Genomic DNA, 22,126 nt, shown 5'->3' with positions numbered 1-22,126 from the left:
GTTAGACCGAGCGGAAAACCTGCTCAACGGACTGGCCGCTATGCACTTCCTGAATGGCGGCCACAATATTGGGGTAAGCACCGCACCGGCAAATATTGCCCGACATCCGCTCCCGAATTTCTTCATTGGAGAGTTTGACCGGTCCCACAGGCGGCCGCAAGTTGCCGGTAACGTAGCTGGCGTGGCCTTTCTTTGCTTCGTCGAGCAGGGCCACCGCCGAGCAAATCTGGCCGGGTGTACAAAAGCCACACTGGAAACCGTCGTGTTTCAGAAAAGCCTCCTGCATCGGATGAAGCCGATTTCCCTGCGCCAATCCCTCAATCGTTTGCACGGTTTTCCCCGCACAACTTGCGGCCAGCGTTAGACACGATAACACCCGACTTCCGTTAACAATCACCGTACAAGCTCCACACTGACCGTGGTCGCAGCCTTTTTTGGAGCCGGTGAGGTCCAGCCGTTCCCGTAACGTATCCAGCAGCGTCATGCGTGAATCGATGGTGAACGTACGGGCCTTGCCGTTGACCTTGCAAGCTACAGTAACCGCATTTTCGAGGCTGTCCGGAACGAGTTCGGTCGGGAGCGTTTCACTGGATGACCGGGTCAGTACCTGTTCCGCCACTGCTGATTGGGCCGCCAGGATGCCTCCTCCCGCCAGAGTCATCAATTTGAGGAAGTGGCGCCGATTAACCCCCTTATCCATAATTTCAGTCAGGTCTTCGGGCATCAGGTCGGCAAACAACTGCTTTTCATCCTCCGTCAGTTCAGGTGATTCGTGTTCGTCCATTGGATTTTGGTCATTGAAGAAAATTTGTGTGTAAAAATCATTGTCTGATCATTTCGAGCAATGGCCAATGGCTTTATCCTACCAACTAATTTGACGAATGGCTAACCAGAAAATGAACCTTATTGTTAGAAAAGAATACATTTGGTGCCTTGTTGTCCTTACCCATTGACTAGATTTCCCGAACAGTTGAGTCAAATTTTCGATCTTCACCCATTTTTACTAAGGATTACCCTAAAATGATAGCTCTTTGGTAGTCCTAAAATTGTAATGATAGATTGTCGTTAGCGACAAAGAATCGAATTGTCAGGATATGATTGTCACGTTTTTTGGAAAAAGATAATCTCAACTGTACCAGCCGGGCCGTCCGTTGGCGTAATGTGCAGATAAAGCGCTCAATGTGGTTAGTATGCTGCTTGCACTTACTGTGCTGATGCTGTTGGCGGGGAATGATTTGCTTGTAGGCGTCCCGCTTAGCAGAGCCCGTTCCATAGGTTGATCAACGGAGGAATGATAAGTCACTGGGAACATTTTTCTAAAGTTGTTGCGTATACCTGTAAAGCTGCTGGGCTTTGATTTCCATTACCCGGCAAATGCCTTGCAAGATCAGGGTCTCAACAATCAAATGGGTTTCAGAAAGGCATCGTTTTTTGACGGGACAAAGTATAAAAACCGGAAAGTCTGAAGCACCAAAGACTCCGGTAAAACATCCTCCCATTACTGAGCACAAATACCCATCTTTAGTCAGATACCTGGCTGATTCACTGGTTAATCTGAACAGTATACCTGCAACCGATCGTTAATAGTACTGAAAATGATCAGTTTTTTTCCGTCTTTTCGACGGATGGAAATGATTGTTTTCCCCTCTTTATCCGCCTGGAAACCAGTGTGTTTACAAACCTCAAATTTTCCCTGACCTTTACCCAGCAAAAGCGTGCCTTTCGAGGCATCATACCAGCCGCCGATGGTTTCTGAGGCATACGAGTTGCCGATGAGTAAAGCATCCTTATAGCCATCCCGGTTAAAATCCTCCACTAAAATACCGTAAACCGGTGCAAATTGGGTTTCCTGCGGAAGTAGATGAGCCTTGAATCCAGTACCGGTATTTTCAAAATACATACTCTGAAATTCGGTCGCCTTCAGGTGATAGGCTGATTTGCGTTCCTCTTCGGTAAATGACTCTTTAAAGGTGGTATTCGCGTAGGTCTCAAAATTCGGGAAACGGCGCTTCAGGGAGGGAATTTGCGCAGTTAGCAAATCGCGGGTTTGTCGGATCCACTGTTGTCCATTATTATAGTACGTCATGATCGGATCGATACGTCCATTCTTATCAAAATCGGCGGCAAATAACTCCACCGGTTCTTCTGGCAAGGCTTTGTATTTGGAATTTAGCCCCAGATTTCCAGCCATCAAATCCATATCGCCATCGTTATCAAAATCCGCAGCTACCAGCGTATTCCACCAGCCGGGGGCGAAAGGCAGAGGGCTTTGGGCTGAGGGTGTGGAATGCAGTGCATACTTCCCCAAAGCTTTCTCTTTGCCCAAAGCCCTCTGCCCCCATAAAATCGTAACGGGCATCCATTCGCCACTCAGGGCTAAATCCTGCCAACCATCCTTATTGAAATCGGCCCAGACGGCAAACGTCACCAAACCAATGTTCTGGAGTTCAGGAGCTACCTGGGCGGTCACGTCGATAAAACGCCCATGTTCGTTTTTGAGCAGAAAACTTTTCGGGGGCATCGGAAAGTTGCCCGGAATGAGTCGACTGCCCCGAAACAGGTCAAGATCGCCATCCTGGTCAACATCACAGGCCGCGATGCAGGAGCCGCTTGTATTGATAAGGGGTAATGCCTGATTGGACAGGCTCAGGTTTCCTATTCCATCGTTCAGGTAAAGTCGATCCTGATAGGCTTCCGATGAGCCTTCTGCGTGACTGCCACCACTGACGACATACAAATCCGGGTCTCCATCCTGGTCGGCGTCGAAAAATAAAGCGCCCGTGTCTTCCTGATTCACGCCTTTCGGAAGTTCCTTTTTCGTAAAATGCCCATTGGACTGCTGAAAATACAGGTAACTTTTCTGACCAAAATCCGACCCGACGTAGATGTCATCCAGGCCATTCCCGTCTACATCAACAACCGCCATCGGTGGACCATTTTGGGAGTATTTTTGGGGCAATAAGGGCGCCTGGGCAAAATCGTTGAACTCGCTTTCGACATGAACGTAATCCAGGCCCAGCCCGGCAGCGGAGACTTCCCGAAAATACGCGCGCGTTGCGGCATGATGCGGTTTGTACATTCCGGTCGGCTGGTAGGCAACGCGCAGCAACTGATTGGGCTTTACATTTCGAAGCACCTGATACGTTCCATCGTTCCAAATCACTTCAACCGAATCAATAGTTGACGTATTGCCCAGGCCAAAATGCAGGTACGGCTCTACCGACGATACATAGCCTCGCGTTGGATTGAATTCGGCCGTTTGCATCTGATTCCCGTGGTATACATTGACGCGGGTTCCCTGCGCCGGACTTCGCTCAAACCCGAATCGAACCCAGGAATTTCCTGGTTCCGAGCCATTTTCATACACAAACGCTTCATCATCAATGGCATTGATGACCAAATCCAAATCGCCGTCATGATCCAAATCGGCATAGGCGGCCCCATTTGAGAAATTGAGAGCTTCAAAACCCCATTGGCTGGAGACGTCTTCAAACGCCAGATTGCCCTCTCCACCTCGGTTCCGATAGCAGAAATCGGCCAGTTTTATATCGGGAAGCTCCAGCAGCTTTTGGTAGGCTTTTACATTTTTTTCCTGCATATCCCCAAAACCGCCAGCGTGTAAATCAGCCAGGTAAGCGGTAAAATCCAGATTTGTAACATCACGCCGGTAACCATTCGTAATGAATAAATCCCGGTAGCCATCATTATCAAAATCAGCGAATAGCGGAGCCCAGCTCCAATCCGTTTTATCCACGCCCGCCAGTTGAGAAATTTCCGAGAAAAGCGGGGAAGCGACAGGAGGCCGTGGGGTTGGAGCAGAGGGGGTGGCGTTTTGGGGATGGGTCAAAGGGGGGAAAATTCTGCTATTTTTAGTTTCCCTTAGCCGCTTCTCTTCTGCGCCATACCCTACGCCCAACTGCAACGTATTTCGCATGTACTGCGGCTGGTAACCCATTTGCAAATCCATGCGAAAGCGGTCGTAATTGTAACCCGGCAACATCATTTTCTGACGCTGGTTCGTGTTGGGCAACATATCGACCACCATGATATCGGGCAGCCGGTCGTTGTTGATGTCAGCAATATCGACGCCCATGGCGTTGTGGGTCTGGTGTTTCAGGTAATCGGCCGCCCGGTTAGTGAACGTACCATCCTGATTGTTAACCCAGATTAAATCGTTCGACAGAAAATCGTTGGCGCAATATACATCCTCCCAGCCATCGCCGTTCAGATCCGCAATCGCAATACCCAATCCATACCCCTCCGTCAAAATTCCCGCTTCGCGGGTGCTGTTGGTGAAGTGTGGTGTGGGGCATGGGGCGGAGGTCCGAGGATTAGCTTCTCCGTACTTTCCTCCCTCCGCCCCATACCCGTCGTTTCGATACAGCCGATCGTTACTGGGAGCTTCACCGTTTACCATCTTGGGGCGTAAGGCGTTGCGGTTGTAACGGTCCAGGGCGTTGGTCAGCACGTACGCATCCAGGTCGCCATCGTGGTCGTAATCGAAGAACGCGGTTTGGGTGCTGTAGCCCATGTCGTTCAGGCCGTATTCGCGAGCCTGTTCCTGAAACCGGACCGGATCACCTTTCTTTTTGGTCTGATTGATAAACAGCAGATTAGCCCGTTTGACCGTGTCTTTATCGTAACCGGCGACACTCACGTAGATGTCCTGCCAGCCGTCCTGATTGAGGTCGACAATCGTGACGCCCGTACACCAGGCCTGCGTCGATACACCCGCCGAATCCGTTACGTCCTCAAAATGAAGGGGCGTTTCGCCGGTTTTTCCCTGACTGAGATACAAGCGGGAAGACACCTGATTTCCCGTAAAAAAAATATCCTGCCAGCCATCGTTGTTGAAGTCGCCAATACCGACGCCCCCACCGTTGTAGAGGTATTCAAAGCGAAGAATATTCACCGAATCCGATTCCTGAATCCGGTTATTAAACGTAATCCCCGTTTGTGACGCTGGTAGCCGCCGAAACAATTTCGGGGCGGATGTTTTATGTCCCACGGCCCAAACCAGCGAGGCCGCCAGTGGAATCAGGAGAAAGAGATAGCGTTGCATGCGTATCAGGAGGATTACAACGACCCGCGGTCGATAAACTGCATCGGAATGCGGACGGTTTGTTTCTGATTATTCTTTAGAACATGGGCCAGATTTCGCCCAATTGACAGGATGTCGGTTTTTATGACGGAAATACCGCCCCCCAGTACCGCTTTATAACCGGCATCGTGGAAGGATACCATACCGACATCCTGCCCCATTCGCAACCCTTGGCGGGTTGTCTCCTGAATCGTAGTGATTAAATCTTCATCATCTACGAGCAGGTAGGCCGACCCTCGCTGCAAAGGAGTCTCCCGAACGTCATCCAGCACCTGACCATTCAAATGATGGGCTTCCGTAAACTCCAGAAAGGCGCTGTACCAGTCGGCCGGAATGTATTCGTTGTCGGTCGTCACGAAATTCAGGGTCTGGTACTTACGGAACGCAGCCACATTCGCTTCCAGAATAGTCCGAAAATGCTCCCGGCAACCGAACCGCACCGACGCACAGTTTCGGATCGTCGTTGTAGATGAGCCATCCAGAAAAATAAGTCGATCGGACGGGATTTTCTTCAGCAGATCGGTCAGATCGCAGATCTCGCCCAGATGATGCGGCATCAGGACGAAGTAATGGTAATTACCCGCCTGTTTTTCCAGCCCATCCAGCAGGTAATCGCGCTGGTATTCGTAGGCATATATATCGACTTTAAACGATTTGCCAAGCTGGTCACTGACGGCTTTAAAAATCGCCCGGTTGGTTTCACTGATCGTACCCGTCAGAAAAAGAACCCTTTTTACAATTTTGCCCTGCGAAATAAAAAAACCCCTGCGATACAAGGACGTAATGTGACCGCTTTTGAGCAAGATGCAGTATGCCTTTTCAACCGTCGCGCGAGCCAGGTAATACTCCGCACTGGTTTCGTTAATGGAAGGCAATCGGTCGCCGGGTTTGAAGATGCCCGCTTCGATCTGGGCAATAATGCCGTTGACAATTTGCTGAAATTTGGGCGTTTTCCCATTTTCGTCAATCCGCAAAACGGACTCCTGTCGACTCGCTGTTCCACCAAGCATACGCGTTTCGGTTAGTGATTTCTTACAGCCACACGATACCCAGAACCAGCAACAGCAGGAGCAGCAGGAGCACCAAAGCCTCGAACAGGTAGCTTTGTTTTTCGCTCACCGGTTCGATCGATTGCCGGAGCTTGCTGCCAAAATGCCGTATCAGTCGGGTAAAAAACATAGGCTGATGCCGAAACGAAAGTAGGTTGATGGCAAAAATTTGATTTGGACGATTTGCACAAAAACCTGGACGATTTGCACACATTCGCATCCCACGGACCTCTTTTATAAAACAGCCCGGATACAGGGTGTCCGGGCTGTTTGCTTTAAACCAATGTATGCAATTGCTGTAAGCCGAAAACCGCCCCGATTTCATCAATACCCCGGATTTTGCTTGACGTTCGGGTTGAGATTTGTCTCGATGTCCGGAATGGGATAATACAGGTTTTTCTGAACACTGAATGCGACATCATTACGGGCCGAACTCCAATTCCAGGTGGCCAGGTTGATTTTCCCCGCCAAATGCCAACGGCGTAAATCGAGCCAGCGTCCACCCTCTTCTCCGGCCAGTTCGCGCAAGCGTTCCCCCATGATCCACTCAAATAATTTGGCCTTGTCGGCTTCGGTCGTCGCAAAATTGGCGGGTGCCGTCCCCCCTTTCACCATCTCGCGGGCGCGGGTACGGACCTGATTGATCAGGCCGATGGCTTCGGCCGTTGAACCGCCTGATTCCAGAATGGCCTCCGCTTTCAGCAGCAACACGTCCGCATACCGAAGAATGCGCGGGTTATTGACCGACGCGACACCAGACTGCGATTTCTGATCGCCCGTATGCCAGTATTTGTAAAAGCTCAGCGTTTTGGGGTCCAGGGTCGAGGTAATCCGGGGATCGCCCGCGTCAAAGGCCGCCACTAATTTCTGGGTGGCAATAAACGGTGCCTGTCCACCCAACTGCGAACTGTTTTCGTACCAACCCCAGAAGGCCGAGGTAGAACCCACGCCGTTCCGCTGAAAATCATTGGCCAGCCAGACGTTATCGAAATCGGGTTGCGAAGCCTGAAACTCAAACAGCGATTCGGCATTATTCTCGGTTTTGACGTCGAAATTATCGTTGAAATTCGGAACCAGGCTGACCCCCGTAATTTTGTTGAAAGCCGCGATGGCGGCCGTAAAATCAGCCGCTGCTTTCTTGGCCGATCCCCGAAAAACCAATGCTTTTCCGAGCATTCCATTGGCCGAATTGCTGGTTACCCGCCCCCGGTTCGCGGCATCCCACGTGACCGGTAATAACGCAGCGGCATCCGTAAGGTCTTTAATGGCCTGATCGAGCAGTTCGGTGTCCTTCGAACTGGGCGGGGTGATTTTATCGGGCGTCTGAATCCGTTCGGTAATCAAAGGAGATGTTCCGTAATAATTCCAGAGCAGGAAGTTCGTGTAACCCCGCAGAAAAAGCGTTTCACCCCGAAGCCAGTTTTTCAGATTGGCGGTTTTAATCACTCCGCTTTCCGCATCCAACTTCTGGAGCGCGGTATTGGCCCGGCTAATGAGTTGGTAGGCAATCCGGTAGAATGCCTGATTTTGGCTGGTTGAAGGCTGCAATGTCCCGAATAGTTCAAAGGCATACGTTCCCGTCGACGTGATGTCGTCGCCCGGCAGTTGCCAGAAACCGTGAATCGGGCTATTCGCATTGAACCAATAGTAATCCGTTAGTTTTGCGTAGACGCCCAACACGGTTTTGTTAAAATCGGCCTCCTCGGTAAAATAAGACGCTTCGGTTGGCGAAAGGGGTTGCAGATCCAGGTTTTTCTCACTGCAACTCGCATAAAATAGGGTCGTAAACACGACAGTCAAGACAACGATGATCGAATATTTTTTCATGTCCAGAATTAGAAAGTAGCCGAAATACCCAGGGTGAACGAACGGACCGGCGGAATCAAATCGGAGCCTCCACGGTCTACGTCCTCCGGATCGAGCCCCGTCCAGGGCGTTACAACAAACAGGTTCGTGGCGCCAACGTAGGCCCGTAACCCGTTTACGAACCCCAGCGAGCGCGTCAGGGAAGCGGGCAGCGAGTAACCGAGCTGCACGTTTTTCAGACGCAGGAAAGCCGCACTTTCGACAAACCGGTCGGAAAACCGGTTGTTCCCGGCCGGGTCGGAACGAACGGCGCGGGGGATCGTCGTTGAGGGGTTTTGTGGCGTCCAGCGGTCCAGTGTCGTTGTCCATTGATTGGTCCCTGCTCCGCTCATGCTTTCACCGGCGGCCCGCCAGCTATTGTAGCGATACACGTCGCCGACGCCCTGGAAGAAAATCGACAGATCGAAGCCTTTGTAATTACCACCCAGACTAAATCCGTAATAATAGCCCGGAATGCTGCTGCCCAGAAAGGTCCGGTCGTTGGTGTTTACTTTTCCGTCGGGCGTCTCCGAACGAATCTGACCGGCCTCTTTCGGGTCACCGTATACATCCTGGAAATACATGTCGCCGGGTGCGAAATTGGTGTTGTTGATGGCATCCGAATTCTTGGCTTTCCAGGCATCGATTTCGGCCTGGTTCTGGAAAATGCCGCCTTTCTTATACCCCCAGAGGTAATTCATCGGCTGACCCACTTCAATCCGCCCGAATTCATTTCCGAACGGCAGGTTCTGGAAGGTCGATTCCACCCGGTTTTTCACCGTGGTCAGGTTTCCGGAAATGGTGTACCGAAACTCTTTGCCAACCGTGCCGTTGTACCCAAGCTGGAATTCCATCCCACTATTGCGAACCGACGCGATGTTCAGAATGGGCTGGTTCTGATTGCCCACACTGGCGGCCAGGTTGGCCGCCTGCAAAATCCCGGAAGTCAGGCGGTTATAGTATTCGACGGTGGCCGTCAGCTTGCCTTTCAGGAATGATCCATCGACGCCTAAACTGGCGGTTTTACCGATTTCCCAGGTCAGGTCCTGCACCGGAAAATCGGGGAGCGAGGTACCGTTCAGCAAGGTGCCGATACCGTTTCCATTTCCCGACCCCAGCGCATAATCGGGCGCATCGGAAATAAGCGAGAGGTAGGCAAACGAACGGGTTTCCTGATTCCCCAGTTTGCCCCAGCCTCCGCGAATTTTCAGATCATCGATGAAGGTAGCGGTTTTCATGAACGGCTCAGCGCTAATCCGCCAGGCCAGCGAAACCGCCGGAAATGTTCCCCATTTATAACCCGGTGCAAACCGCGAGGCTCCATCCCGACGAACGGTCGCATCGATGTAATACCGGCTGGCGTAATGGTAGCTCACCCGCCCCAGATACCCCTGCAAAGCATTTTTGTCGCGGAATGAACTGGCATTCGTATAGGGCTGAATGTTGGTCAGGCTGCGGAACTCCGGTTGGGCGTACTGAATCTGGGATGCCCCCCCTTGTAAGAACTCATAGGTGTACTTCTGATCCATTGCGTTCAGCAGTACGTCAATATTGTGATCACCAAACGACTTGGTGTAATTGATACTGAACTCTTTAACCAGGTTAGCGTTGCGCGAATGCCGTTCGCCATAGGTGCCTTTGGAAGTGCCATCTCCCACCGAATACGGATTGCCCGGATTTTGCAGAAAGAGGTAATTGTTCACGGCAGTCCATTCATTCCGGCGGTTATAATACCAGTCGACGCTGAGCGTTCCCTTGAACTTCAATCCCAGAATCGGTTCCACCTGCACATAGGCGGTTCCGATATTCCGTAAAAGCGCATAGGTTCGGTCGGAGGTAGCGACCATTCCGTAGAGGTTGTTGTTCGTTTCCGGCCCCCAGAGCAAGGTTGTCGCATCGACCACGTAAGGTGGAATTGAGGGCAGATACTGCGGCCGTGACGCAATGGGTGCGCCCAATTCGGGGTTGGGTTTGAAGGTTAAGTTGACGGAAGGTGCGTAACCCAGTGGGCCATTGGGATCGTAGATGGGCTGCCAGGGCGAAGTGTCAGCCGCGTACTGCAAGGCGCTCGGCGTATTATCGACGGCTTCGGAATAGGCCAGTCGGTACGTCAGCCCGGCTGATAGATATTTCGACACCTTCGTATCCACGTTCGTGGCCAGCGAATACCGCTTTAACCGGTTCTGAATCAACGGTCCTTCGGTGTTCGTATAACCAGCCGATACGTAGTAACGGGTCGCATCGTTTCCGCCCGAAACCCGAAGACTATAGTCAGTATTGGGGGCGTTTCGGTTCAGCAACGGGGTTTGCCAGTCGGTGGTCGGCTTATTGCCCAGGTAAGCCGCGCTGGTAGGATCGAACTGGGCGGGTATGTTCTTGGCTTCGTTGGGGTTGTTGGCGTAAGCTTCGCGGTAGAGCGCCACAAACTGCGACACATCCAGCATACTTAATTTTTTCGTGACGTTCTGAATGCTGTGCGAAACGGAAATGTCGACTTTGGGCGTACCCCGCACCCCTTTCTTCGTCGTGATCAGGACGACTCCGTTGGCGGCCCGTACCCCGTAAATGGCCGCTGCCGACGCATCTTTCAGTACCGACATCGACTCAATGTCATTGGGGTTAATCATCGACAAAACGTTCACATTGCCCCGAATGTCGCGAACGACCGAGCCGCTGGCGTTATCGGTCCCCGAGCCATACTCCGTCAGTGGAATCCCATCGACCACATAGAGCGGTTCTGCATTCCCGAACGTGCTGACCCCCCGGATGCGAACCTGCGGACGAGCCAGCGGGCTACCGCCGGGCGTCGATACGTATACCCCCGCCATTCGCCCCTGCATGGCCAGTTCCGGTGCCTGGGCTATACTTTTGCTGATTTCTTTGGACGAGACAGTCGAGATAGCTCCCGTCAAATCCTTCTTTTCCCGCGAACCGTATCCGATAACAACCACCTCGCTCAGAGCCCCTTCTTCGGCGCTTAACAAAACCGTATAGTCGGTGGCATTGGTAATCGGAATTTCTTTTCGGATGTATCCAACAAAAGAAACCACGATTTGCTGAGCCGAGGCCGGTATATACAGGCTGAAATTGCCATTGGCATCACTGACCGTTCCTTGGGTTGAGCCCGCGATAACAATGTTGGCTCCCGGAAGTGGGCTGTTATTGCCCGCGTCGAGCACCTTTCCTTTTAGGGTGCGGGTTTGTGCATAACTGCTACTGAAAAGAAGTAGCAAAATCACTACCATTACCAGCTTCCCGGGAATAAGGTACAATTTGTTCATACGTATTGATCGAATAAGATTTGCCCTTTTGATACTAAAATTGGTATCATTAAAAGATACCTTTGTCCTATTCTGTCATAGGTATGCGGCCCCTGAAGCTTTTCTTTCTCTTCTGTTTTTTGAGCCTGCGGGTGTATAGCCAGGTCTCATTCGAGCACCTGACGACCGCCGACGGGTTGTCGCAGAGTACGGTTTGGGCCATTGTGCAGGATAAAAAGGGCTTCATCTGGATGGCGACCTCCGACGGGCTCAACCGCTACGATGGCTATAGCTTCAAGGTCTTCCGCCGTCAACCGGGCCGGAAGAATAGTTTGCCCATCAGCAACATTGCCACGCTTTATGCCGACCAGCAGAATACGATCTGGGTGGGCCCGCGCAACAACGGCCTGTGCCGGTTACGTCCCGATGGCGAAACGTTCGATCACTTTCCGCTATCTGCGCCCGGACAACCCAATGGGCAGGTTAGTATTTCCTGTTTTACGGAAGCGAATAACCGGCTCTGGATCGGAACAACAGAAAAGGGGTTGTTCTATTTTGATTATGCAACGCAGCAGGTTGGGCATTACGACGATGCCCGCATCGGTTCATCGGTTACGGCCTTGTATCGGGATGAAACCGGTAACTTATGGATCGGGACAACCCGGGGCATCTTGTTGACACTTGCACCAAAAACCGGTATGCTCAGCTCGTATTCCATACCCTTTGCAACCGACGTGGCGGTTCACCACCGCTCCATTGATGTCATTAAAAAGGACCATTTAGGTCGAACATGGGTCGGGACAAATGGGCGCGGTTTATTCCAGTTTGAACTGGAACGAAAGCAATTTCGGCAGGAGTTGATCAAGCCCGGCGTGTATGAAACCGTCAATATCATCACCGACATTATCGACGATAAAGCGGGCAATCTGTGGGTGCTGACCGATTACGGAGCCTGGTTCTATCCCCAGGGACAGTCCACCCATAAAGTTTATCTGCTACCCGACAGCGAAGACGGTCACAGCCTGAGTACCCACGCACTAAAACGGGGTCTTTGCGATGCCGACGGGAATCTCTGGATCGGCACCTGGCAAGGCGGTATCAACATTCGCTACGCCCAACCCGAGCGGTTTAGTTCGTTTCGGCATGAACCCCACAATCCCCAAAGTTTGCTGGCCGACCGGGTCACCGCCGTTGCGGCCGACCAGCAGGGTAATCTGTGGGCAAGTTCCATCAAAGGGTTAACGGCTCTATCGCTCAACCGGCAGCAATTTCGCCGGTTTACATCAGCCAATTCATCTTTAAAATCCAGTGACATTAATCTGCTGTTCCGAACCCATACGGGCAATATGCTGATCAGTACCTGGACGGCCGGATTTGCGTTGTATGATCCGATCCGGAATCGATTTGCGCCCTTTATGCTTCCGGGCAAAAGCAAGTCGGTCAAAGCATTTGCGGCTTCGCAATCGGGCCGAATCTGGATTGGAAGCCACGAACGGGAATTGTACCTGTTCGATGAAAAAACCGGACGGCTGGAACCGGTAAAATCCCCGGCATTAGCGCAGGTTTTTCAACAATTCGATCTCAATGTTCTGGTGGAAGACGCGTCGGGGAATTTGTGGATTGGGACCTATAATTCCGGGTTATTCCGCTGGAACCGGCAAACGGGAGCGGTTCGCCATTTTTCCAGCAGCGACAAACCGGGGGCGCTGGGCAGCAACAGCATCACGACTCTCTATCAAGATCCACAAAAACGGCTCTGGATTGGCACCAACGGTCATGGACTTCAGTTGTTTGATACCCGCACGGAAACCTTCCGGTCGTGGACAACCAAGGATGGGCTGGCCAATAACTTTATTGCGGGCATTATCGAAGACGACCAGCGAAACCTCTGGCTATCGACCAACGGCGGCATTTCGTGTTTCAATCCGGCCACTAATCACATCGACAATTATGACCAGAACGACGGGCTGATTGGCAAAGAATTTCTGCCCGATGCCTGTACCCGGCTCCCATCGGGCGAACTGGCATTTGGGAATATGCAGGGGTTAGTCGTTTTTCATCCCAGTTACGTCCAGTCAAGAACCACTCCCCCGGCTGTGTACCTTTCCGATCTGAAACTTTTTAACCGGCCCGTCAATCCCGCAGATGCCGACGCACCGACGAAATTGGACCTGACAGACGTCACAAGGCTGGTTTTTCGACCCTTTCAGACGGTATTCACCATCGATTTTACCGCCCTGTCCTTTCTACCGCACCGCAACATCCGTTACGCTTATCAACTCGTTGGATTCGACGCGGATTGGAACTACGTGGGTTCACAGCGGTCGGCTACGTACACTAACCTGCGCGAAGGCGACTATCAGTTTCTGGTCAAAGCTGCCGTCGGAAACAGTTCCTGGAGCCCGGCAAAAGCAGTACAGATCACCGTACTACCGCCCTGGTACCGTACGTGGTGGTCGTATTTATTGTATGGGTTGCTGTTTTTGAGTGCGTTACTAACATTCCGCCGAATCGTTCGGATTCGGGAACAGTTAAAAGCCGACATCCGAATTAAACAACTGGAAGCCGATGCCATCAAAGCGCTCGACGATGCCAAAACCAGTTTTTTCACCAACATTTCCCACGAATTCCGAACCCCATTGACGCTCATCCTGACCCCTTTGGATAAACTTGTTTCGGAGCCAGCCTTTGGCGAGCGACTTCAGCATCAGTTCCAGACTATTCAGCGAAACGCCCAACGGCTGCTCCGGCTGATTAATCAATTACTCGACTTATCGAAACTGGAAAGCCAGAGCCTGGTGCCCGATATCAGCCGCAATGATCTTGTTTCCTTTGTAGAACGGATCGTCCAAAACTTTGATGAACTGGCTGAAAGCAAACAGATAACACTTTCGTTTCGAAGCCATTACGATGGCTTTGAGGTTTTTTTTGATCCTGATATTGTCGAGAAAGTGATTTATAACCTGCTTTCGAACGCATTCAAATTTACCGCGCAAGGTGGGGAAGTTCGCGTCAACCTGGAGCTGATCCCGTCCGCAAAAACCGTACGGATTACCGTTACCGACACCGGACTGGGTATCTCGCCGGAGGCCCAGGCGCATATCTTCGAGCGGTTTTATCAGGTAAATGAACAACACACACAGAAAAAAGCGGGCAGTGGCATTGGGCTGGCGCTTACCCGCGAACTGGTCGAATTACACAAGGGAAGCATTACGGTCGAGAGCGCAGAAAATGTGGGCACTGCGTTCACAGTGACCTTGCCGCTCGATGCCCAGGCGTTCCCACCGGACTGGCTATCCCAGCCGTCGGAAGTACCCACCGAATTGGCAAAAATGCTGTTACCCACGGTATTACCGGAACAGATCACTACGTTACCGACCAAAGCTTTACCCATCTTGCTGGTGGTCGAAGACAATGAAGAGCTTCGGCAATTCCTGAAAGAAAGCTTTTTGGGAACCTATCACGTCCTGACCGCAGCCAACGGCCAGCAGGCTTTAACGCTGGCGCAAAAGCACATTCCGGATCTCATTCTGTCGGACTGGCTGATGCAGGAGATGGACGGCACCGAACTTTGTCAGGCCATCCGGTCCAACGAAAAAACCAGTCATATTCCGTTTCTGCTGCTGACATCACGCGCAGCCAATCAGAGTCAGGTGATGGCCTTCGGTTCCGGAATCGATGATTACATGACCAAACCGTTCAACCTGTCGATTCTCGAAACGAAAATTAAAAGCCTGATTCAGAACCGACAGATTCTCCGTTCCCACTGGCACAAAAAGTTGCGGTCTTCTCCCTCCGACCTCCAAATGCCACCGATGGAAGAGCAGTTCCTTCAGAAAGCCATTGCCAGTATCGAAGCCCATATCGATGATCCGCATTTTGATGTGGAGCAACTGGAAGAAGCCATGAACCTGAGCCGGATGCAATTATACCGGAAACTAAAGAGCATTGTCAACCTCTCGGGCGCCGAATTTATCCGACAGGTACGCCTAAAACGAGCCATGCAACTGTTGGAAAGCGGTCATTATAATGTTTCGGAAGTCGCCTGGCAGGTGGGCTTCAACGACCCGGCCTATTTTAGCCGTTGTTTTAAAAAAGAATTTGGGAAAGCCCCGCTGGAGTTTGTAGCCAAACTTTGATCCCGTTGAGACCCCAATGAATCCAAATGCACTGGCTACGGCTACAATCCCCGGCCAGGAATTCCCTCTTCATACGCCCTCTTTTGCCAGCATATCGGTGGCTTCGGTATCCTGATATTCCTGCGTGAGTTTTTTCAAATCCCGTTTCAACTGCGTGATGATGCCCCGGTTTTTCGGATTGGCGTAGTCATTCTTCATTTCGTTGGGATCGGTTTTCAGATCAAAAAACTCCCAGGATTCGCCGTTCCCGTAGAAATAAATCAGTTTGTAGCGCTCCGTCCGAATGCCCAAATGCGCCATGACCCGGTGATCGTACGGGTATTCGTAGTAGTGGTAATAAATGGCTTTGCGCGATTGAGCGGTTTTAGGCAGCGGCAGAAACGACTTTCCCTGCATATCGGCCGGAACCGGAACACCCGCCGTTTGCAGAATCGTCGGCGCGAAATCGGTGTTGACGAAAAGCTGTTTGGTTCGGGTACCGGGTTTGAGTTGGGGCGGATAGCGGACCAGCAAGGGCATGTGCAGCGATTCTTCGTACATAAACCGCTTGTCGAACCAGCCGTGTTCGCCCAGGTAAAAGCCCTGGTCCGACGAGTACATGATCAATGTATTATTCGTCATACCGTGCTGATCCAGGTAATCCAGCACGCGACCCACGTTTCGGTCGACGGATAAAATGCACCCCAGATAATCGTGCATGTAACGCTGAAACTTCCAGTTATCCAGTGCTTTCCCGGTAAGATTTTGTTCTTTAAACGCTTTATTCAGCGGATCGTAATACGCTTTCCAGGCTTTGAGTTGCGCCGGATTCATCCGTTTGATGATCGGCATGGTATCGATATCGACTTTCAGATCGAGGCCGAACCGTAGGGTGGGCGTTGCAATCTGCATGTCCTGATGCTGAGCTGCTTTGCGTCCTTCGTACGTATCGTAAAAGGTCGCTGGCATCGGAAATGTTTTGCCATCAAACGCGTGTAAATCCGTCGTATCAGGTTGCCATTCGCGGTGCGGGGCTTTGTGCCCAATGACCAGGCAGAACGGTTTCGACGCGTCCCGCCCACTGTCGAGCCAGTTCAGCGCATCGTCGGTAATCACATTCGTGGCATACCCTTCTTTCCGCACGGTTTTGCCGTCCATCTGAATGAAATTCGGATTGTAATACAGCCCCTGGCCAGGTACGACTTCCCAGAAATCGAAATACTGCGGAGTGGCTTTCAGGTGCCATTTACCGATCCAGGCGGTTTGGTAACCCGCCTGTTGCAAATACTTCGGAAACATGGCCTGGCTGGCATCGAAGGTTCCCTGATTGTCTCGGTGACCATTCAGGTTGCTGTATTTGCCCGTCAGCAGGGTAGCGCGGCTGGGCGCACAAATCGAATTCGTGCAGAACATATTTTCGAAAACCGCTCCTTCGCGCCCGATCCGGTCGATGTTGGGTGTTTTAATGTACGGGCTGCCGTAGGCGCTGATGGCTTTCAGTGCGTGGTCGTCAGAAAAAATGATGATGATGTTAGGGCGTTCCGTCGCGCGGGGTACCGATACACCGGAATGCCCATTCCGGTGCAACAGCGCTTCATCCGGTACCGGAATCCGGCTAATTGCCGCGAGGCCAATCAGTATGATTACGCCGAAAATGAGTTGGAAAGTTCGAAGCATGGTAAACCTTATTTTAAAACCAGGTCGCCCGTTTGGACATCTAAAAGTAAGGTAGATCCGCGTTCCAGCGACAGCGTCACTGATTTTCCGCTTTTCAGCCGGATGGTTCGTGGGCCGCCATCTTTGGTATGGAGCAAGAGCAGTCCGGAATTGGCATACGTGAAATCGTTCCGTTCGTTGTAAATATGACATCCGGCCTGCCGAAAAATCGCCCGAAAGCCTTCCGTTCCGTTGAGCGGTAGTCCACAGAAAACCGATGTAAAACCGCTCATTTTTTTACGGGCCGAAATAACTTGCTTGCTGGTTTGCAGTTCGGCCAACGGCTCGGCCGTTTTGTCATTCACCACTACGAGCGGTTCCACCGGACCGCTGAATTTGTAGTTGTACGCCGGTTTTAGAAACGAAACACCCGGCACCTGACTGCCGTCGATTCGTTCCAGATTCAGGCCTGTCAGCGATTTCACAAAGGATAAATCGAGTCGTTCGCCATTGGTGTAGCCCGTCAGGTAATTCCAGACCAGGGTTCGTCCGTCTTTCGCTACCTTGTTCAGAATAAACGTCCGTTGCGCATCCGTCAGTTTATAAACATTCATAAAAACCACGGCCTTATATGGTTTCAGATTCACGCGGTCCAGGTCGAAATCATAGACATGATCGCCGACCGCTCCGGATCGCATGGCCTGCTCAATGGAATGATCCAGGACGTTGACCGTAATGGGCAAGGGTGCCGATTTCAGGTAATAAAACACATCCTGGCTCCAGACGTACAGCACATCGGCTTCGGAATGATACGGAACCGTCAATCGCTTTTCGAACAGTTCCTTCTCGGCTTTCATGGCCGCCAGGTATTTCGGATCGTCCCACCAGCCAAACCCTTTCTGCGGCCCAAAATCGTAGAACCAGAAACCAATGCCCCGCATCAACGGCAACAAGGCACACCGTTTCATAATGTTGGCGTAGGTTGTGTCGTAGCGTGACGTATAGCGGATATTTTCGAAGTCATTTTTGAACAGATAGCCGTTGTCGATTTCGTCAAACCAGAGTTTACCGTGCAGCAGGGTCGATTCGATGATGCCGCGCGAATTCCCGGAGCCGCCCGCTTTCCGGCTATCGGGCCAGTAGGTCTGCGGAGCCGATAAATAATCGATGTAAGGACTATCGAGAACCTGCTGAATAAACAAATGCCCGCCCACGGTCTGGCGATTGAACGTCATGTGCAGGTAGCCGTAAAAAATACCCGTCACCAGCGGACGGGGCCAGTTTTCTTTGGCCAGTCGACAGAAATAGATTGCGTCGTCGGCAACAACCTGCTGCTGGGCGGTAAAGTAATCGATCGTCCGTTGATCCTGAACCGGATCTTTGAAAAAACCGTCCTGTGTTTTAAGTCGTTCCGCCACGTTCGGAACCGTCGCGTTGTCGAAGTCCGCGGAGGCTGATTGCCAGGCTTTGCGGAGCGCCGAAACCGTCTTGTATTTGGTCTTCAGCCAGTTGCGGAAGTAGGTCGTCATGGCCGGGCCGGTATCGGGGTCGTGTTCAATAAAACCCCAGTAGTGCCATTCGCCGTAAATACCGCCCGCGACGTGCATACCTATCAGGGCGTTGCCTTCCGGTGTTTTCGAGAGTTTCCGGCACAACTCAACCAGCTTCTGACCCGATTCCTGTCGCCAGCGCGTCGATGCCAAACTGGCCCGCAAAGCCGCGTGAATGTCGTGTTCTTCGTTGTGGTAGGGCGGTCCGGCCAGCAGGGTTGTATCGACAGCGGTGTCGGCGTACTGGGTGCATTCTTCCGGATGCGCCTTGTTCCACCAGAAGGGTGCATTGACGTGAATCCGAAGCACAACGCCCGCTTCAGGACATTGGTCGAGGACACCCCGGATTTGGCGCTGCGCCTTTCGAATATCAAGCGAATCGGCGTTTTTGTACCAGATGTCTTCCAGCCATAAATCAACCTGAAAAAGCCGAAAGCCAATCTGACAGAAGTTGTTCAGGTTTCGCGCAGGCACTTCCTCCCACGACCAGCGTCCGCCGTACGCATGGGTGAGCGCATAAAACGCGGGGGTTTGCGCTTTCCCGTTCACAAATAGCGTCGGCCGACCGTTATGCGGTTTTACCTCCGCCGATTGAGTCGATTGCGCCACCAATAAATGACCGCAAAAAAACAAAAAAAGGATTCCTGGCAACTTCATCATTAGCCGGATACGCTGGTCCCTTGTCATTTTGTTTTGGTTTTAAGCCAATCCATCAACTGCTCCTGGTATTCGCCCAAATAGCTGTGTTCAACGCCCTCAATTTCTTTCCACCAAAGGTTTACGCCCGCTTTCAGAAAATCATCTTTAAGTTTCCGGTTTTCAGTATTCAGCCATTCCTTTTCACCCCAAACCATCCAGACCGGTATATTCTTGAATTTGGCCGCTTCGTCGTAGGTTACATTTTTGCCCAGGGCGGCCGAATACAGCCCGACGGCGGCCCAGCGGTCCATCGTTTTCTGGGCGATGCGGAACGTCCCGCCCCCGCCCATCGAAAAACCGTAGAGGTATTGCCGTTTCGGATCGGTTTTGAATTGGTCATCGAAATCCTGCAAACATTCCAGAATGTCGGTTTCGGCAACGTCGCGATACCCTTTGTCGCCCCGCCCCCAGGGATACATCAAAAAACCGTCCCGGCGACTCATCTGCGCCGTAGCTCCGGCCGCTTTGGGTTGCAGGTAATCGTAGAGCATGTGCCAGGGCGGATTGTTGGTGCCGCCCCCACTCCCGTGCAGTTCGACATAAAATGGAGTACCGGTTTTGGCCGGCGAAAAACCGGTCGGCAAAAACAACCAATAGTAGCTGTTTTTTCCGTCAGCTTTGGATTGGAAAGCCATGATAAGGGGCCGGGTTCCCCACAGATAGGTTTCCCACCTGGCTCCTTCTCTCTGAAAAAAGGCCAGCGTCCCCACGGCGGCCTGAACGTGCTTGTCGTCCGGACGCAGGCCGTGCGTCGAATCCAGGCTCATTCGGATAACCGACTCGAAGTGACGTTTCAGAAGTGGATTTTTCTCTTTCGCAGCCAGCGTCCGCACATAAGCGACTAACTGCCGAATTTCATTTCGCTCACTGGCGAATGGCCGATTAGGCGTTTCAGCGGTTTTGTCCGAAGTCGCGGGCTGCGCGTAACCAGCGAAGGCCAGAACGACCAGACTGAACAGCAAACTGTATTTTTTAAAGACAACCGTTTTCATCTGATTTATCAGGTAATCCACCAGTATGGTTGAGGGGTTCCACCTGCAAACAAGGTGTCCGGCACGGCTTGCTTGTCCTGCTTTATCCTGAGAGTCGACAAAGTAGGACAACGACCTGACCGGCGTTGTCTTTCTTGCCATTAACACATTAAAGTCCATCCCAAAAAACGATGAAACCGCTTTATAAAATTCTGCTCGTTGTTGCATGGGTTGCCGGAAGTTTACCCACCTGTTTGGGTCAGCAACCTACTCAATTTGGCAAAGGAACGGATGAATACGGGGCATTTTTTAACAGCCTGAAAGAACAGCTCATTCATACGCAGTACCGAAAAACCGTTTACTTCGGCGGGAAAGAGCGGAAACAGTTTGTGCAGTGGATTCGGGACCACGTCCACGTCATGAAAGCCATGAAATACCTGGAACCGGATATCAGCAGTTTCTGGCAGTTTTTTATCGAGCAACAAACCTCCGAAGGGCTCTATTTTGACTATTATTACCCGATGGTCGCGCGGGAAAATCACCGGCTCAATCTATTCGAGAAACGGTATTGGAAGGTGTTTGCCCGGGATACCATCCAAATGCACCGGCTACCGGTTGAGGCCGATCTGGAATACCTGATGGTCGAAGGTGGGCATTACATCTGGCAGGCCACCGGCGACACGGCATACCTCAGAACCTGGATTCCCCGGCTGGAAAAAGGAATTCGTTATTCGATGACCGATCCCTTGCGCTGGTCGAAAAAACACCAGCTGGTGAAGCGGGGCTATACCCTCGACACCTGGGATTTTATGCAGCTACCGACCTCCCGGGCCGAATATGTCAAGCAGGGAAAAGACGTACAAACCGGTATTTTCAACATTGACGAAAACACGCCGATGGGCATTATGCACGGCGACAACAGCGGCACCTACGCGGCTTGCCGGCAATTGGCGCAGCTTTACACTTCGTTAGGCAATTCCGCGAAAGCCCGCTACTGGACAGAACAGGCCAATGGCCTTCGAAAGCGAACGAATGATCTTTGCTGGAATGGGACCTATTACGCCCACTTTGTTCCCGACGATCCGGTTCCCTCCTATCTGAAAATGGATCAGAAAACCACCCTGAGTTTGTCGAATCCATATGACATTAACCGCGGGTTGCCGACAGACGCCATGGCCCAATCCATTATTCGGACGTACCAGAATCTGAAGGGTAAAAACGTGGAAAATTCATTTGCGGAATGGTTCGGTGTCTACCCGCCCGTGGAGCCGAGTTATGCGGATTACCTGCCGGGTTCGTATATGAATGGCGGGGTGAACACGATTGTTGGCGGAGAACTGGCGAAAGCCGCATTTCAACACGGTTTTGAAGAATACGGCGTGGACATTCTCCAGCGGATGATGCAACTCAATGAGAAACATGGCGGAAAGCTTCCGGTATCGTACAAACCCGACGGTACGGTGGACGAAGGAATTCCAGATAACTGGGGACAGGCGGCCATCCTGAGTGCGATGATCGAAGGCCTGGCCGGGGTCGTCGATCTGGGGCATTCGTTCGAGCAGGTTGAGTTGACGCCCCGGTGGTTAGCCGCCGGGAAAAACGAAGCCGACATAACCGTCGCGTATGGCCCGTCAGGAAAATATGTGCACTATAAATACCTCCATGATCCGAAGCGCAAAACCATTAACGTATCCCTGCAAGGGGCATCAAAAACGTACAACTTTCGCCAGCTTTTACCAGCCGGGAAACGTCTGACCCACTTAACAGTTGATGGCAAAGCGAGTACCTCAACGTTGGAAAAAGTAAGGGGGAGCTTGTATGTAAAGGTTAACAACCTGCCCGGTGGGGAGCACCGCATCGAGATGCATTACAAATAA

General features: G+C 51.8%; 11 protein-coding genes and 1 pseudogene. 2 read left to right on the top strand and 10 right to left on the bottom strand.

From position 1 onward, the window contains the following. Position 1: 1 nt before the first annotated feature. The 7 genes and pseudogenes from EHT25_RS10655 to EHT25_RS10630 form a co-directional block, all read right to left on the bottom strand. A complete protein-coding gene (locus EHT25_RS10655; protein ID WP_124874247.1) occupies positions 2–784 on the bottom strand; it encodes a 2Fe-2S iron-sulfur cluster-binding protein in 783 nt (260 codons plus the stop codon). Between the two features lie 256 nt (positions 785–1,040). After that, a pseudogene (locus EHT25_RS33135) lies at positions 1,041–1,250 on the bottom strand (IS1 family transposase); the annotation flags it as partial. A gap of 299 nt (positions 1,251–1,549) precedes the next feature. Then, on the bottom strand, positions 1,550–5,062 hold the full coding sequence (locus EHT25_RS10645; protein WP_124874245.1) for a VCBS repeat-containing protein: 3,513 nt from the start codon (positions 5,060–5,062) through the stop codon (positions 1,550–1,552). A gap of 14 nt (positions 5,063–5,076) precedes the next feature. After that, positions 5,077–6,111: a GntR family transcriptional regulator gene (locus EHT25_RS10640; RefSeq protein ID WP_124874243.1), complete on the bottom strand. Its 1,035-nt coding sequence runs from the start codon at positions 6,109–6,111 to the stop codon at positions 5,077–5,079. 22 nt (positions 6,112–6,133) lie between these two features. After that, positions 6,134–6,280: a hypothetical protein gene (locus EHT25_RS32660; RefSeq protein ID WP_185731332.1), complete on the bottom strand. Its 147-nt coding sequence runs from the start codon at positions 6,278–6,280 to the stop codon at positions 6,134–6,136. Positions 6,281–6,474: 194 nt separating this feature from the next. Further along, a complete protein-coding gene (locus EHT25_RS10635) occupies positions 6,475–7,977 on the bottom strand; it encodes a RagB/SusD family nutrient uptake outer membrane protein (RefSeq protein ID WP_124874241.1) in 1,503 nt (500 codons plus the stop codon). Positions 7,978–7,985: 8 nt separating this feature from the next. Then, positions 7,986–11,276: a SusC/RagA family TonB-linked outer membrane protein gene (locus tag EHT25_RS10630; RefSeq protein ID WP_124874239.1), complete on the bottom strand. Its 3,291-nt coding sequence runs from the start codon at positions 11,274–11,276 to the stop codon at positions 7,986–7,988. Between the two features lie 83 nt (positions 11,277–11,359). Here EHT25_RS10630 and EHT25_RS10625 point away from each other — a divergent pair, with 83 nt between their 5' ends. Next, positions 11,360–15,394, top strand: a complete 4,035-nt coding sequence (locus EHT25_RS10625) for a hybrid sensor histidine kinase/response regulator transcription factor (RefSeq protein ID WP_124874237.1) — start codon at positions 11,360–11,362, stop codon at positions 15,392–15,394. Positions 15,395–15,463: 69 nt separating this feature from the next. Here EHT25_RS10625 and EHT25_RS10620 read toward each other — a convergent pair whose 3' ends face one another. Genes EHT25_RS10620 through EHT25_RS10610 form a run of 3 tightly spaced genes read right to left on the bottom strand, consistent with a single transcriptional unit; the run spans position 15,464 to position 20,270 of the window. Beyond that, positions 15,464–17,050, bottom strand: coding sequence for a sulfatase family protein (locus EHT25_RS10620; RefSeq protein WP_124874235.1), 1,587 nt, complete (start codon positions 17,048–17,050; stop codon positions 15,464–15,466). An 8-nt stretch (positions 17,051–17,058) separates the two neighbouring features. Then, positions 17,059–19,239, bottom strand: a complete 2,181-nt coding sequence (locus EHT25_RS10615) for an alpha-amylase family protein (RefSeq protein WP_124874233.1) — start codon at positions 19,237–19,239, stop codon at positions 17,059–17,061. A 23-nt stretch (positions 19,240–19,262) separates the two neighbouring features. Continuing rightward, the gene (locus EHT25_RS10610) at positions 19,263–20,270 is read right to left on the bottom strand and encodes an alpha/beta hydrolase family protein (RefSeq protein ID WP_124874231.1); all 1,008 of its coding nucleotides are present in this window, start codon (positions 20,268–20,270) and stop codon (positions 19,263–19,265) included. Positions 20,271–20,440: 170 nt separating this feature from the next. Here EHT25_RS10610 and EHT25_RS10605 point away from each other — a divergent pair, with 170 nt between their 5' ends. Then, complete coding sequence (locus tag EHT25_RS10605) at positions 20,441–22,126, top strand: glucosidase family protein (RefSeq protein WP_124874229.1); 1,686 nt, start codon at positions 20,441–20,443, stop codon at positions 22,124–22,126.

The sequence above is a fragment of the Larkinella rosea genome (assembly GCF_003858635.1).
Lineage (GTDB): Bacteria > Bacteroidota > Bacteroidia > Cytophagales > Spirosomataceae > Larkinella > Larkinella rosea.
This window is presented reverse-complemented; position numbering and strand designations above follow the sequence as displayed.

Bases quoted from the DNA above. Each gene is read 5' to 3' on its own strand.
- EHT25_RS10610 (WP_124874231.1), bottom strand. From the start codon at position 20,270: ATGAAAACGGTTGTCTTTAAAAAATACAGTTTGCTGTTCAGTCTGGTC.
- EHT25_RS10640 (WP_124874243.1), bottom strand. From the start codon at position 6,111: ATGCTTGGTGGAACAGCGAGTCGACAGGAGTCCGTTTTGCGGATTGAC.
- EHT25_RS10630 (WP_124874239.1), bottom strand. From the start codon at position 11,276: ATGAACAAATTGTACCTTATTCCCGGGAAGCTGGTAATGGTAGTGATT.
- EHT25_RS10655 (WP_124874247.1), bottom strand. From the start codon at position 784: ATGGACGAACACGAATCACCTGAACTGACGGAGGATGAAAAGCAGTTG.
- EHT25_RS10625 (WP_124874237.1), top strand. From the start codon at position 11,360: ATGCGGCCCCTGAAGCTTTTCTTTCTCTTCTGTTTTTTGAGCCTGCGG.
- EHT25_RS10620 (WP_124874235.1), bottom strand. From the start codon at position 17,050: ATGCTTCGAACTTTCCAACTCATTTTCGGCGTAATCATACTGATTGGC.
- EHT25_RS10605 (WP_124874229.1), top strand. From the start codon at position 20,441: ATGAAACCGCTTTATAAAATTCTGCTCGTTGTTGCATGGGTTGCCGGA.
- EHT25_RS10635 (WP_124874241.1), bottom strand. From the start codon at position 7,977: ATGAAAAAATATTCGATCATCGTTGTCTTGACTGTCGTGTTTACGACC.
- EHT25_RS10645 (WP_124874245.1), bottom strand. From the start codon at position 5,062: ATGCAACGCTATCTCTTTCTCCTGATTCCACTGGCGGCCTCGCTGGTT.
- EHT25_RS10615 (WP_124874233.1), bottom strand. From the start codon at position 19,239: ATGATGAAGTTGCCAGGAATCCTTTTTTTGTTTTTTTGCGGTCATTTA.
- EHT25_RS32660 (WP_185731332.1), bottom strand. From the start codon at position 6,280: ATGTTTTTTACCCGACTGATACGGCATTTTGGCAGCAAGCTCCGGCAA.